General features: G+C 50.5%; 10 protein-coding genes. 6 read left to right on the plus strand and 4 right to left on the minus strand.

Annotation, left to right across the window (positions count from 1 at the left end):
- Positions 1 to 319: 319 nt before the first annotated feature.
- The 5 genes from BGK68_RS08020 to BGK68_RS08040 all read left to right on the plus strand — a co-directional run bounded on the left by BGK68_RS08020 (position 320) and on the right by BGK68_RS08040 (position 7,311).
- Complete coding sequence (locus BGK68_RS08020) at positions 320 to 859, plus strand: Pycsar system effector family protein (RefSeq protein WP_143432979.1); 540 nt, start codon at positions 320 to 322, stop codon at positions 857 to 859.
- Positions 860 to 871: 12 nt separating this feature from the next.
- Complete coding sequence (locus tag BGK68_RS08025; RefSeq protein ID WP_083657759.1) at positions 872 to 2,245, plus strand: nucleotide-binding domain-containing protein; 1,374 nt, start codon at positions 872 to 874, stop codon at positions 2,243 to 2,245.
- 431 nt (positions 2,246 to 2,676) lie between these two features.
- Positions 2,677 to 3,840: a RelA/SpoT domain-containing protein gene (locus BGK68_RS08030; protein ID WP_198937177.1), complete on the plus strand. Its 1,164-nt coding sequence runs from the start codon at positions 2,677 to 2,679 to the stop codon at positions 3,838 to 3,840.
- Positions 3,841 to 4,414: 574 nt separating this feature from the next.
- Positions 4,415 to 5,572, plus strand: a complete 1,158-nt coding sequence (locus BGK68_RS08035; protein ID WP_143432980.1) for a dsDNA nuclease domain-containing protein — start codon at positions 4,415 to 4,417, stop codon at positions 5,570 to 5,572.
- Positions 5,569 to 7,311 carry a hypothetical protein gene (locus BGK68_RS08040; protein ID WP_075256665.1) on the plus strand — a complete coding sequence of 581 codons (1,743 nt, stop codon included), beginning with the start codon at positions 5,569 to 5,571 and terminating at the stop codon, positions 7,309 to 7,311. Before BGK68_RS08035 ends, BGK68_RS08040 begins: the two co-directional genes overlap by 4 nt.
- A gap of 110 nt (positions 7,312 to 7,421) precedes the next feature.
- Here the strand turns inward: BGK68_RS08040 and BGK68_RS08045 are convergent, their stop codons facing one another.
- Complete coding sequence (locus tag BGK68_RS08045; protein ID WP_143432981.1) at positions 7,422 to 7,853, minus strand: hypothetical protein; 432 nt, start codon at positions 7,851 to 7,853, stop codon at positions 7,422 to 7,424.
- 38 nt (positions 7,854 to 7,891) lie between these two features.
- Here BGK68_RS08045 and BGK68_RS08050 point away from each other — a divergent pair, with 38 nt between their 5' ends.
- Positions 7,892 to 8,578, plus strand: coding sequence for a hypothetical protein (locus BGK68_RS08050; RefSeq protein WP_143432982.1), 687 nt, complete (start codon positions 7,892 to 7,894; stop codon positions 8,576 to 8,578).
- 385 nt (positions 8,579 to 8,963) lie between these two features.
- Here the strand turns inward: BGK68_RS08050 and BGK68_RS08055 are convergent, their stop codons facing one another.
- From BGK68_RS08055 to BGK68_RS08065, 3 genes are all read right to left on the minus strand, one after another.
- On the minus strand, positions 8,964 to 10,391 hold the full coding sequence (locus BGK68_RS08055) for a Shedu immune nuclease family protein (RefSeq protein WP_075256668.1): 1,428 nt from the start codon (positions 10,389 to 10,391) through the stop codon (positions 8,964 to 8,966).
- Positions 10,392 to 10,744: 353 nt separating this feature from the next.
- Entirely contained in the window at positions 10,745 to 12,178 is a 1,434-nt protein-coding gene (locus BGK68_RS08060; protein WP_075256669.1) for a UvrD-helicase domain-containing protein, read from the minus strand.
- On the minus strand, positions 12,168 to 13,904 hold the full coding sequence (locus tag BGK68_RS08065) for an ATP-dependent nuclease (protein WP_075256670.1): 1,737 nt from the start codon (positions 13,902 to 13,904) through the stop codon (positions 12,168 to 12,170). Before BGK68_RS08065 ends, BGK68_RS08060 begins: the two co-directional genes overlap by 11 nt.
- Positions 13,905 to 13,931 lie beyond the last annotated feature (27 nt).

Genomic DNA, 13,931 nt, shown 5'->3' on the forward strand with positions numbered 1-13,931 from the left:
ACCAAATAATTTCCGTATTGGCAATTATTGACAGGAGTGAATGCAAACGATTAATTCCGATTTGGCAGAAAAAAGGGCCCTAAAGCGCGCCCCTCCCTTTTTTGCACTCTGAATTTAGAAGCTATGGCTCATGCCAACTGCATTGCCGACTACGTTCACAGGCGTCTTTTCACGAGAAAGGTCCGCAGAGAGGCTGGTGCGCCTGGACAGCGGATGGAGGTAGCCAACTCAGCTGTTGGTCAGGCAAAGACTCTCATGTCATAATAAAAAATCAACATCACAGAATGTGGGGGGGGGCTACATGGCAGATGGGGGGGTAGTGGATTCGAAGCGCGCTGAAAATCAGCAAAAGCTTCTTCTTGAAATTATCAAACGATATGACGTGTATATCGGTGCCACCAACGCCAAGATTGCGGTCATTCTTTCCTATTGCATGGCATATGTCGGCGGTGTGGCCTTCAAAGTCATCGACCTTTCTGCCAAACGCACTGCAGATTGGTCTTGGTGGCTGTCACTACTTTTCGCCGGCGCCTCAGTCGCGGCTACGCTCTACGCTGCTCATCAGGCATATGAAGCGCTCAATCCCAAGACGCCACCAGGACGCGCTCAGCACGAACAGCCTTCAATTGTGTTCTTCGGGGATGTGGCGAACCTAGCCGGCGGCCGCGATGGCTACGTCAACCGCATAAACGAAATCACCGATTCAGAGATTGTCGAGGACTTGGCGCGTCAGGCACATGTCATGGCTGGGGTCGTGTCAGAAAAAATGAAAACTCTCAATGGGTCCATTCGCATCCTCGCAAAAGCACAGCTCCCTCTGAGCTTACTGACCATCTTCTTCTTGTGTTTGACGACCTAACGAGTCAGGACCATGAGCAAAAGAAACCAAGACCTGTTCCGCTCCAGCTTCGAGTCAATGTTGAATTCCGATAGCTACTCTACTCTTGCGAAATCCAAAAAGGTTCTCGACGAGGCAGTTCGCCGGTCCGATTCCGTTCACACGTTCGATGCAGCTGACGGGTCTGGCTTTGACGTTGCCCAAATTGATGCTGATGAATATGCTATTCAACGTCCTATTCGCGAATGGTTTGGAAAGGAAGGCATCAACACTGGCACAATCGGCGCACATCCTGATTTTGAGTATCTGGATGGCACGGACGTCGTGCGAAAACATCACATCACTACTGTCTTCATCGACATCAAGAATTCGACTCGCCTTTCTCTTCGCTATGACCTAATGGTCGTACGAAAAATCAAAAATACGATTCTCCGGGCTGCTTCCGAGACTGTGCGCGCGCTGGATGGTCATGTACACCGCTTCATGGGTGATGCGTTGATGGCATACTTCGGCGGCGTTCGCCAAGATAGGGAAAGCGCTTGCATGGCGGCTATCAACTGCGCCGCAATGCTACGACTTCTGATGGATGAGTCCATCGGCCCCGGCTTGGAAAAGCAAGGAATCGACCCGAGCGATATTGGCTTCCGTGTGGGCATCGATTATGGTGGTGACGACCAGGTTCTTTGGTCGTCTTATGGATACACCGACGTGTCAGAGGTCACCGCCACCTCTTTCTATGTTGACGCGGCAGCCAAGCTGCAATCGATGGCGTCCAAAGACAGAGCAATGCTCGGCAACAATCTTGTGAAATACCTCGATTTCCCAGAGATGTACATTGGGAAGAAGACGGAAATGCAGGATGGGAAGCCGGTAGAAGTACCGTACCTAAGGCCGAACTACATACTCCCGGACGGCGATAGTCACAACTATGAAATTCATGAGCTTAAGTTTAAGGAATTCGCGAAGCTGCTTCCGATTCCCTTAGACATGCGCCAAGCCTTGGTGAATGGAGCGAAAGCATATCCGGGAATTACGTTCAGAGCGCTGTCTCAAGACACGCACCTATCAAAAGAATACAAATCTCTATCGCGGTGCGTTAACAAGAACACCACGATATTTTTCCAAATTCAGATAGAGGCCCATGCCCTTAATGGACTTCGCCTTTCTTTACGGGGGGAATGGATTCGCAAAAATCATGGCCAAGAAGCCGTGAACGCAAAAATGGAGGCTGATGAGCGTGGCACGTTCAATGTGCTCCCCAACACGGCCAATCGCGGACGTGAGCCAAGCGTCTTCAACTGGAATCGCAATGCAGAATATCGAGGCATCCACACGATGGAAGTCAGGATATTCGATACCAAGAACGAACTGATGTTCGCCGACATCATTGCCATACATATTCGCTAGTGCTCCTAAGGGGGGCACATGCATGCGTGCGCCGACGTCTACTTTAGATGTGGCGCGTACCTACTAACTTCCGCTTTCGGGCTAACCTTGCGCACATGCATCTGAAAAGTGACACTTAGATTGCTTAGCGGTTGCGCAATTTTAGGGGCTCGATTGCACTGGGCACAGCGAGTCTTGGTTTCTTGAATTAGGTGTTCAAATACCCCCAGCACTTAGGCCTTGGCTCCGCAAGGAGGACAAAATAGTTCTACAGATACCGCGTCCATTTTGATTCACTGCTGCAGCATATGTGATTTCGAAGGCAGAAGTATAGCCTCTACTCATCCTCCCTGGCTGTCGCCTCTCACACCTTCCTATAATAGGGGAGCGGCACAGGTTGAGCGGCTAAATGGCGACTACAATTGAGCCGAACTTTCTGGGTGCATACAGAGATGCAAGATTCCGAGACTGATAACAGCGAACACGCGCAACGATTTCCGGGCGGCTCAAAAACACGCGTCAATCGTGCTGGCGACATGGTTCGAATGGGTGCTGCGAGCGATGATGACTTGCGCGTAATCGAAGACTGGCGTTCCGCGCATCGAGATGTCATGACCGACTTCTTGGGGATTTTGAATGCTCGCGCCAGAGGCAAGAAAGTTGTGCTCGCACAGCGTCATAAAAGAAAAAACACCGTGTTCGACAAGCTGCTTCGCCAACCTGAAATGAGTTTGGCGAGAATGGATGACATCGCCGGCTGCCGGCTAATTTTCCCCAGTATTCAAACTCTTCATAAGTACCGAAATGCTCTCCAAAAAGAGAATCTTGGGCATCGTCTAAAGAACCCGAAAGATAAGTACGACTATATCTTTAAACCGAAGAAGAACGGTTATCGAGGTATCCACGATGTCTACGAGTATTGCGCTAGCGGCCCAACAGGGAAATACCTTTCGGGCCTCTTCGTTGAAGTGCAGTACCGAACGTACGTCCAACACGCCTGGGCAACCGCGAATGAAGTTCTTTCCACAGTCACTGACAGCCAACCAAAATTTGACAAAGGAGATGAACGCATACTTCAAGCTATGAAGTTGGCAAGCGAAATTTTGGCTCGTGCTCACGAATCATCAAAAGGTCCATTGCCTACTACCGATGATAAGACCTTGGTCAAAGAATTTATTCGTCTCGACAAAGAACTCGATTTGATTAAGACGTTGCGGTCCCTTCACCCGAATCCCGGCCACGGAATACCTGTTTCGAACGTAATTCTTATCTACAAGAAAACACCTCCCGAGCTCGATATCCGCGACTACGCAACTGCCTCTGATGCAATCAATGAACTGTTTCAAATTGAAAATGACCATCCAGATTGGGACGTAGTCCTCGTTCGTGCGGCATCTGCCCAATTTGTGCGAACAGCGTTTAAGAACTACTTTTCCGACGTTCGAGATTTCATCGACCTGATTGAAAAGGGATGCTCAATTCTGGCTCAGTCGAAAAAGCGCTCCTTTCTCATTCCCGCGCAGCATCTGAATCTTCCTGGTCAAGGCCCCCAATACCTGGCCCCAGAGAGGCACGCCAAGGGTCCTCGCAACAAAAAACAGTGGTGGAGTCGATAGGACGCTGCTCAAGCCGCTTTCACAGAAATCGATATCAACCACATTATCAAACGTTCGCGCGCCCCATGAGGCCTATTGGCTATTCTGAACGGCATTCATCATCCAGGGGCGCATTGACCGGCGGATACTCGGTTCGGGATGCATCCTTTCTCCGACCAATAGGCTCAAAAGAACTTCGATATGAATATCCCTAAGGACTCTGAAGAGTCCTAGAAATACTGAAGAGATTGGCCATGACTTGACCGCCCCAAATATCGTCATCATGTCCGTAGCGGTTTATCCAGACTGCCAAGGTCATGGATATTTCTATAGCCGCCAGGGTAATTAAAACATTCGCGCCACTGCTAATTGCCGCCGCTCAGGCTTAATCAAAAGTCAACTATATAATCAGACTGTTCGACCACTCATGGGGAGGGGCAATGTAAAGCCAGACCTTAATTGTTGTCTTGCATTAAAATGCTTGCCTGAAATGCATGTAAAAACATTTTGTTAGAGTGACGAAGCTTCATCGAAGAGCTCGCACATCTTCCAAAAATCACAAAGCCTGAGGAGGCATACAGTGCAGAAGTCGCTCATGGAGCTGCTTGCGGATAAGCCAGAGGACGACAAGGCCGGGCAAGTAGCAGCTCAAGGTTTCACGTATCAAGAGTGGTACGCAGTTCTGTTAATTGCGGAGCTACTAGAAAAAGAAGACGATTTCGCTGTCGGAATGGAAGTGAAAGAAGATATCGCCGTCTTGGATTCAGCTACAGCGCCGACCACCGTTGAATTTTGCCAGGTCAAAACGAATGAACAGGTCATCGCCTGGACGTTTGAGGAACTCCATAAAGCACCCAGCCGTAGGCTCAAGGATGGGACGTTCCCGCTTTCGATTTTGGCTAAGCTATACAAGAGAAGGCATCAGTTCGCCGGCGCACCGACCAAACTGCGCTTCGTAACCAATACCGCCATCAAGCTGAAAGAAACTACGGGTTCGGTAAATCTGCATGAATACCGGCTTGAGAGTCTTGCAGAAACGGCCAAGAAAACTGTTGCCGCTGCGCTTGCGAGGCAGCTTGAATTAGATGCCGGCACAATTACGCTTGATGAAATCCGGCTGCACCGTTCCGACCTCCCTTTGGGGCAGCAGCATCTCTTCATCAGTGGGAAATTAAGCGACCTTGCTCATCGTCGAAAATTTGAGTTTAAGGTATCTCAGCCGGCCATTGCAGCAACCATGCTGGCCTCGGAGATGCGAAAGCGTGGGTCAAACACTGGCTTTGCTTCGACATTTGAAGAGCTAAAGACAAGGCGTTTGATGACACGCGGAGATGCGCTTCAAACACTTATTCTAGTCTCAGAGCCGCCACCAGGAATCGATGACATCTTCAAGGATGTCTTAAGTCGCCTCGATGCTGAGGACTACGACTTCGCTATGGTCGACGACATCAGGATGCAGAAGGTGGCACTGCTCTCGGCGATGTCAGACCGTACGAACATGTTGTTCAAACGCCAGGTGACAACATTGGTGGACTGTTACAAGCCGCTCAAAGTGGAGCGTGGACCTGATACCAAAAAGCTGGGCAGCTTCATGGAGCGCCTTACGGCGGAAGCCCTCAAGAAAAACGAACAAGACTTCGCGGCGATGGAAATGCCTTTTATTCATGCTCTTTCTCTCATGGTGATTCGCAATGGAATCGACATCAACGTATTCACTGTTGCGACTAATTCGCAACTTAAGGGTGAAGAATGAACCGCAACGTAACCTTCAAGACGCTTTGGCTCGTCTCGGAGACAGAGCAAAAAGCAAAGAAGCAGACCTTCCCAAATCAGCGAACGATTCTATTCGGAACGAACGGGACCGGTAAATCCAGAATCACCAAGAACCTGTTCTGGACACTTGGATGCTCGCCTGAGAAACAACTCTCTGCTGGCTGGGACCCCGATTTTATCGGTGTCTTGGAGCTCGAATTTGAAGGCAAGACGTACACCGTCGTTCGACAACGCAAAAATCTTGGCCTATTTGCCGAGAACGGTGAGTTGCTTGCATGCGCTGATAAGATGGGAACGTGGGACGGCATCATGGCAGACAAGTTTGGCTACAAATTGATGCTACAACGGCCGCAGAGCATCAGTGCATCCCGAGTGGGAATCGACTACCTCACGCTCCCGACCTATATTGACCAAGATGGTGGATGGGGTGCCAAATGGAGCTCATTCACAAGCCTTAGCCAATTTCGCGCTTGGAAAAAGCCTGTGTTCGAGGCATATATTGGACTTAGGCCCAATGCCTATTTCGCCGCCAAACAGCGTTGGCAGGAAGCATCAGACGGGCTCAAAGGGATGCAGAACAAGTTTGATACACAGAAAGCTGCATTCAAACGAGTTCGCGAAATATTGCCGAAGAATGTTCCAGTTCTTAGCTCTGAGCGATTCGAGAATGAACTGGCCGACCTTGGTGAAAAAACCCGTGCGCTGCAGCAGCGCCAGAACGAATTGCGGGCAAAGCTCATTGTTGCCGTCAACCGCAAAGAACAGATTGTCTCTTCGTTAAAGCTAGCGGTGGAGAATCATCGGAATTTAACGGATGACCTAGGCTTCATAAGCGAACGGAATGAAGAAAATATAGAGTGCCCTACCTGTGGAACGTTGCACGAGAATTCGTTCCATGCTCGACTGCAGCTGACTCAAGACGCTCAAGCATTCGCCTTACTTGTAGCCGAGCTTCGCGCCGAGAAGAATCAGGCAGTAGCACGTCATGAGCTTTTAGTCGCGGAGCTTGAGGATGTCAGTAGACAAAGTCGCGAGATAACCGCTTCAATTCGAGAAGAGCAAGCCGGCTTTCAAGCCAAGGAAATGCTTCTCGCTGCACATAGCGTCGAGACTTTGGACAATGCATTCGAGGCAGTGACTTCGGAGCTGTCAGAAGAAATCGCCACATATGCCATAGAAGTTGAGAAACTGAAAGACGCATACAAGAAGTACGAGAACCGAGCAAGAAGCAAAGAAGTGGGAGATTACTTCAGTAACAGCGTTGCCTGGTTCTCAAACAAACTGAACGTACCAACCGAAGAGCAAATTAAGAAGACCAAGCCAGGTGACCGCGGCAACTCAGGTGGCAGTTCCGCACCTCGTTCTCTGCTAGCCGTTCATCTGGCAATGGTGAAATCGAATGCGGCCTATGGTGATACCCCCCTGTTCCCCTTCGTTGTTGACACCTTGCAGCAATCAGGACAAGACTTGGAGAACTTGTCTTCAATGATTGAAATTTTGAATGCTGAAGTCGGAATCAACCAACAGATTATTTTGGCTGTGGAGATGCTGCCTGAGGACGTCGATATTTCAAATTTCAACGTGGTGCCATTGACCACGAAACGTGGGCTACTCAATCCAGAAGACTTCAAGGAAGTCGGCTTTCTTGCGGAGATGATGAAATCTCTGAAGAAAGCTCTCGATGAGAAGAAGCTAATTGAAAAACTGACCGAAGATTGACGTATATGGGTTGTCACTAAGCGGCTGTCAACAAACAAGGGAGAGGCGCGATGGGCCATATGTCAAAAGCCATTGCTTCTGCATGCGTCTTCTTAGAGATATTGTGCTGTTCAAAAGAGCCACACAAAGCGAAAAGAAAAATGAACGAATAAATCAAAATCCAGCGCTTGGGCGACAAGGTACTTCTTGATGCCGATGAAGAACTTAGAGTTAAGTACCCTCAGTCGAATATCCGTATTAGCGCTCGGGTTGACGACTTTGTTGCGCCGACGCTGCAAGCTACAGGCCACGTGCTCTTGAAATTGCAATATGAACTGGACAGGGCAGCTTTCGATACGATGGTTCTTACCATTGCCTCTAGCTTTAGTGTTCACTTCTATCGTGGCGGAAGCCAAAATGATAAATCGTTGATTTTTGACGAAATCCAATTTTCCTGTTCGCAGCACGGCAATAGACGCTTCCCAAAAATCAATAACTGTTTCGAGAGGTAGCAGTGATTCTCCTTTGCACGTTGCTTTATGTACTTTATGTTCTTGGCGCACTCCTGACGTCCTTCAGCGTTTTCCAGTTTAACAAGAGTATGGAAAAGTGGATTAAGGACGTAAATGCCTTAGGAAGATTTGGAATTGAGCAAATGGCGGAGCTTTCCGACCGGAAGACACTCCAGTTTTTCTGGCAATTCTTCGGCTCACTAGCTGTACTTTTTCTGGTTCTCTCTATCGTGCTCGCAAAATGGAAGAATCCCGACCTCGACAAAGTCAAATATGCCTTCGGTATCGCTTGGATACTTTGTTTCTGGATGTCAGGTTCCATCGGCGTGTGGTCCAAACGTGGCTCGTCAACCATCGAGGACTTGATTGAAAAAATTAGGTTGCGCGCAAAGCAGGGATTTATCTGGGGAATGCTATGTACTGTAGTAGTTTCTACGCTATGTTTGACCTTTATACTTATCCCATCTGGACTTCCTATCAACTGGCCGGCATTTTTCCTGTCTTCCCTCGCGGGGGCAGTATTCATCACTTCCGCTCTCACGGTAGGTTTAATCGGCAGTGATGGTGTCATTCTTGGCTTACTGTATGGTCCCGCTATTTGCGCGCTACTGTACTTGAAGCTGGTTATCTACTCCGCACGGTTGGCTAGGCGTATCGGCCGAAAGGTATTTCACAATCTCCTTGTCGTATACTTTCTCGTCATGACCGCGTATTTCACGCTGTTCAACTTCCCATTACTGATGACGGCCTGGGGTATCCCCCGCATCTGCTCGTAGCCCACAAAGGTCTGCGCTTGAAGTGAGTGTAGACCTCTTATCCAGCCAACCCCAGCGTTCCACTTCCATTCAGTTCTGCCGCCCATATATCGTTGATAAGGTGCGAAATGTGCTTCTGACTGGGTTGATTCAATTGAAGCACAGGTTTCTTCCGACTTTCGGGATACGAGACGGGGGGCTTCGTGCCCGTCGGCTTAAAATCCTCTGACGCTGGTCGCCCAACAGGCCGAGTATCAGGGGCTCAGGGAAGTGCGCGAATAACCGCGGCGAATTAGCATGAAAAAGGACGAGTCGCGGGAACGCCGGTGCTGTGGCTACTACGAAGCGGATGTGGAAGACCTGACATTGAGTCCTCGTTGAAGTTATTAGTGAAATCCTGCATTGATTAGAACGGAGTGTCGAACGGACCGCTTGCTTTCAAGGTTGGTGGCGTCAACGCGACCTGAATCATGCGGAGTCGTTCAAGAAGCTCGTCGAATGTCATGACCACCACGTCCACCATCGAATTTCGCATCAATTCAAATGATTTCTGATGCGCTATCTCGGTTGGACTTCTACCAGCTACGACAATGCATCTTGTCGAGAACCCATACTTGTCAAGCAGGTCCTTTGATTCGGACTTCAAAACGGGAAGTGTTCGCTGCAAGGTCTCACGTTGATTCAGAACCTGGGAAACGGCACCGCTCAGTTCGGACGATAAACCAAAAATATCATCGCCCCGATAGGCCTTTGCCTGTAATAGGACCGTACTCGGCTTCTTTATCTCAATGACGGCAAGATTTCCAGTAGCAGCCGCAGCATAGATGAAATCAGGATGTTTCCCACCGCCACCATAAGAGCGTCTTCCTCCAGCATAGGGCTGACTTTGAACCAGCATAAAGGGCACCGAAAATGCCAAGCTGAGAATAAATGGGTTGTCTTCGAAGAAGCCTTGCCACTTACTTTCCGAGTATTCTTTCGTGAGCATTTCAGAATAGCGCTCGATAAGCTGCCCCAAAGTCACCAATTCGATATCACCCTTCAGCTGCATCAAGCTGTGGGGTTCCGTACTCGCCAATTGCGAGACGTTTGCAGATAACATTGAGAGAACCGCACGCCTGTCACACTTAGAAAGTGCTACGGGATTTCGCAAATCGCCACGTAACTCGGCGATATCTCCGCTCTTGATTTCGCGCTTTGATTTCGGGAACCGTTCCGGGTCCAGGCGGTGCAAGAGCATGTTATGCATCAGCTGTCCCTTCTCCCGCGATGCGCTGCGGGTTGCACGACCAGCTATCCGCCTAACCTCTGCGCAGAGATATTTAAACTCGTTCAGCGTCAGGACGAAAGAAGTAGGAAGAAGCTCTGGAAATCCATCGCCACCATGAATAACGAGAGTATTCACCTCTGGTGCCTGCTGGAGCGTGTTGGTCAGAGAGCGATACTCCCACTGGAATCCTAGGCCGAAGCGATAATTCTTCAAAAATCCGGGCGGCAGGTCGTCAAGAAGACTTTCCACATCCTCGGCTGCCTTAGGTAGCTGAAAAGGACGCGCCACCTTTCGGGTGAGCAAAATGCGCTCTAGGGTTCCATAGCGCGGCTTGAGATAATCAGGCTTGTCTGGACGAACTCCGACAGGGTAGATATAAATTAAATCTGTTTGGACCGTGAGAATGCACGCGAATTTATCTCCGGCACGTTCTTGTGGGACATCTGAAAAGAAAACATAAACCTCTTGCTTTCCCTCTTCTGAAATCCCTTCATCGAGCCAAATAAAAGGGCCACCGTCAGCTCGCTCCTGTGCGCGAAATTCCGATTGGGTCAGCGATGCCATTAATCCCCTCCTCGAAGGATATTTTTCATGGTTAATGCCTCCGGTTCGCGCGAGCGATGCTATCGCTGCTAGCCCGTAGAGTACAAGGAGGTTTGGCCTGCTTTACGCGCTAAGACCACGCTAAACTTAAAGAAAGTACAAAGAAAAAGAACTATCCTGAGGCTGGTCAATCTTATGATTCAGATGACATCAGCTCCAATTTTTGTTAGAGGATAGATGTCGGTTGAAGGCTGGTTCTCCTTGCAAGTCGCAAGAGTCTCGGTGTTCGAGCAGGCTTCAACCATGATTCCTTCACCCAAGGCACGTAAACTTATCATCCGCGGCTCTTCGAAGCTCAATGCGACATTGTGAAGTTAGCCTGGCGCAGGCCTCAGCAATGGCCCTGTAGAACAGACGCAAACTCGCCTAGCTCCCCTCGACAAGGCCACATAAAGGTTCTGTGCAGTCATCAACTCAGGATAAAGAAGTACGACCACGTCGGCTTCTAAGCCTTTGAGTAAGAGTGTGCTCCCCACGGACCTCCTGGAAAGCGGACGTCCCAGATGTCTATTCCTCTCTCGTACTTGAATTGCCGCTTCAGAGAAGTTTGCAGCGCCATCCGCCGCCATTCGCATCGCCGTCAGACAGCATCGAAAAACCTCGGGCCGATACACGCGGGAACCGTCTTGCTCGGAAAAGGCTCGGAGAAGGTCGACCGCTGCAGTCATCGTTGGTGCGTTCGTGTATGCCACTGCCATGGCCTCAATTGGCGTTGGAGGATTTTCGTTACGACCATTGCGAATTGACCGTACTCGATTCAGTAAATTTGTCTGTCCCACACCTGTCATTACACTGGTGGCGAAAGCAGCCAATTGCTGCAAAGAGTCTTCGGCCGCCGGGTCGAATCTGTCGGCAAAGGCAACCAGGTCGAGCAATTCGACGGTCTCTACGACCGTTGCGCCTGGTATTTGACTTGAAATTTGATGGCGAGCTTGAGGGTTCGTTGCCTTTGCAATGACAAGTACGGTTTGGTCCCGTTCGACTGCGATGCCCGCGGCGGCCACACGTTGGCGTTCTGCGACCTGGAAATTCTGCGCATTGAGCTGAATCCACTCAACTTCTCGTGGTGCTCTTTCGACGAGATTGATGCTTCCGCCGGCCTGCAGCGTCTGCCTCGCCTCGAGAAGCCAATTCCCAAGGTCTTCCGTGCCAACTCTAATCCATCTCCACGGATGCGCTAGTTGGCCTACTGACGGGAATATTGGCTCCACGTCGACAGGCCAATTTACCAGCACATTTTGAGCAAGCCCAAAAATTGCTTGCATTGGGTCTCCCAATACGCAGGTTGGCAAAACTGCTGAAAGAGCCGTTACGAGATTATGTTGTGCGATATTGCAGTCCTGATACTCATCCACAATCAAATGGGAGTATGTGGCACTCAATATCTCATTGAGATGACCTGCCTGAATCAATTGGAAAGCGGCATTGCGAATAGCCGGATAGTCGCCTCCGCGATTTCGAAGCTCCAGCACATGAGGGTTATGTCCGCTGCGCATTGGAAAGCTGCGTATCAACCGCATAGAAAAGCCATCGAGAGTAGCGAGTCGATATGCGGATGACGAAACTCGTGCTCTTTGCAGACGCGCCTTCAACGCTGTCACACCTGCATTGGTGTGTGTCAGGACGAGGATTGGCCTGTCTCCCTGGTGTTCTACCAGTGTGTCTGCAATGAGTTGGGTCTTCCCACATCCAGCTGGCGCGGTCACCGAGCCTCTAGGCTGCGCGAATATATTGAGTTCAGGGGGCACGTGTGAGCTCCCAAATTCTATTCACGACTTGGCTATATCCTGCATCAGCATGTTGCTGGTAATGAGGCCCAACGACGCTCCTCGCGACCTTCTGGAACGACGTGATATTTTTAAACCAGGGCGTCGCGCTGTTCTTTGCCGCCGCCGCCAGCACAGCGCGCATTTCTGGCGTATAAGGCAATCCGGCTAGCCGCGCCGCCTCTATGCTGGCTAAGGTCATGGTTCCATTGGACTTTGAACGAATGTGCTGGTCGACGAGTAACGGCTCCTTTAACTCTTTGGCGAGTACCATCAGCGAATCAATGACGATGTCGCTAAAGCTGTGGAATAGTTCGTCCTCAATTGCTCGACCCGGCCTCCAAATAATGTAGTCCCCACCAGCCGCGGTGAATTCGTTGAGGACCGCTGGGGTAATTGGCTTATCAGCATCCACGAACACGATGGCACGATATCCCAAGTCCAACAGAACTTTCCCACGAGCAAGGCAACGGTCTGGACTGCCGCCGGTCACATCAAGATACGCCCCACCTAATGCCGGTATCGCGTCTCTACCGTGTACCTCGTTCCAGTATTGGTCTAGGCCTCGAATAAAACCAACCTCACTCGCTCCTTCGCAAACCAGAACGAACTTTGCGAGAAACACGTCTGGTGCCGCTCGTAATATTCCTTGAATTTCGTCGGTGATACCGGGGCAAAGAACAATGTGGTGGCCATTCTCAGGGCGTACGATAAACAGCTGGTTCCCTGATAGCTCTCGCAAAGCCACCGGGGAGTGTGTAGTCATGAACACCTGCAAAGGTAGATTCGTATCCTTTGCGCCAAGGGAATCAAGTAAGCGAATTAAGCGATGTGGCTCCAGCCCATACTCCACTTCGTCAACTAGGACAATGGTGGCCGCTTGGGAGGCCGCCCGCTGCAAGCCCGCTATAAGAAGGCGGGATGAGCCCGTACCCAGTGAGCGCAAAGGAATGCCAGCCGCGTCATGCAAGGCAATGGCGCCATCACCAATGGATACCGAGTGAGAGTCTAGGAGGGCTTGGGTGCCCCCGCCCACTGGCACGCCTAGTGAGGCCGCAGTAGTGGTAACGACCCGGAGCGTTTGCTCCAGCTGGACGCCAGCCCTATCGCCGAAGCTCGCACGTGCATCTCGAGCGGCGCTATTCAATTCTGCGCCGAGATTCGCACGTTCTTCGGTGAGGCGGTTCAGAACAGAATTACGTGACCACGACAGATTTGTATGTGCGTAGGCACCTATACGGGCCGGCGCCAAAGCTGTTCTGTCTTTCCACGCAAGTCCCCGCGATAGCTCTTGGGCGGCAGCTCTTTCCGAATACAAAGTCCAGTTTGGCTCGAGGTCGCTCTCCACTCTCAAGCGCAACGTGAGTACAGGTTCCCATCCGGCAGCTGGCTCATCTTCTACGGCGCCGGTGGTCGGATTAAAGCCGCGTAAATAGTCAGCATAAGAATCGAGATTCAATAGCGCTGGCTCCAAAGCACCCAGCGTAAGCGAAATCTCGATGGGGACATTGACGTTCAGACCGTAGAAGTCGGTATCTCCGAATGGCGCACTGCGACGTGCCCCCAAGCACAAGTCGATAGCATCCAAGATGGTCGACTTACCGCTATCCCCTGGCCCAATAAGGCAATTTAGGCCCGCTGATGGTTTCCAATCCAGCGCTTGTATCGAACGAAAATTGCGAATTTCCAGCTTACGAATACGCGCCATAGGAATAGCCCCCCAGTCGTTATTGTT

This window comes from Herbaspirillum camelliae (genome assembly GCF_001929405.1).
Classification (GTDB): Bacteria; Pseudomonadota; Gammaproteobacteria; order Burkholderiales; family Burkholderiaceae_D; genus Herbaspirillum; species Herbaspirillum seropedicae.